This is a genomic window from Streptococcus orisasini (genome assembly GCF_001431045.1).
Classification (GTDB): domain Bacteria; phylum Bacillota; class Bacilli; order Lactobacillales; family Streptococcaceae; genus Streptococcus; species Streptococcus orisasini.
Window position 1 is genome coordinate 1 of sequence record NZ_BCLE01000063.1, and the last position, 952, is coordinate 952.

Here is a 952-nt window from a genome sequence, read left to right on the forward strand (position 1 = left end):
TCCTCTCACGCTTGAATTCTTCATAAGATTTTCCGATTTTATGAAGGTATTGTTTAAAAGATGCAAGTTTCCACGGATGGGATTGTGGTGGAATATACTTGCGTCTTTCTTTTTTAGTTTTAAGCACCATTTCGAATTCTTTGGAGTGCTTCTCGTGTTTTGGTAACTTTCTAGTGGCATAAATAGTGTCTGCGATATTAAGGTAGATGTCTCCATCGAATGCCTCAATCACAAGTGCCTTTGTTTTACGCGTAAAATAGATTTCTTTATCCCCTTCGACGGGCAAGTAGAAGTTGTTTTGATATCGAATATGATGCCCGCTATCAATCACTCTTTCAGAGACTCTCGCTAACAGTAGGTTTCGCTGGGCTGGTTTAGGTGCTTTCTCAAAAACAGACTCACTAGCCAGTCCACCAAACTGCTTGTTAAATCGTTTAATCCATCTCTTAAGATAGCGATTCGCTTGAGAGATGCTGGTAATTTGATTCCTCTGTAAATCAATTGGTAGACGCGATTGTAGGGTCTGATTAAGACGTTCTACACGCCCTTTAGCTTGAGGGATAGAAGACGTTTCAATGGCAATACCAATCTGATGGCAAGCATATCCAAACTGTGTAAAGGTATCTTCCTCGATCTTTTTAGACTGACTGGAAGCATAAGTGAATACAGTCCTTTTATCAGTAAGGAACTGGAAAGGGATACCATGTACCTCTAGAATCTGTTCTAAGACATGATAATACCCGTTTAGCGTCTCCTGAGTATCAAAGTAAGCCCCGACAATATCACCGGAGGCATCGTCAATAGCGACATGAAGATGTGTTTCCTGTTGTCCAAACCAAGGGAATTGACTGGCATCCATTTGAATGAGTTCCCCTTTGAATTTCTTTCTTGCTCGGCTGGGATGAGCTTTGTCAGGTTCTTCAAAGAAGTTGGAAGCAGTTGGGAGTTTGGA

Annotated in this window: 1 protein-coding gene; it reads right to left on the reverse strand. The window is 41.2% G+C overall.

Features of this window, described 5'->3' with window-relative positions; translation table 11 throughout:
* Positions 1-952, reverse strand: a 952-nt coding sequence (locus SCSH_RS10780) for an ISNCY family transposase (RefSeq protein ID WP_057491882.1), incomplete at both ends; no start/stop codon positions are given.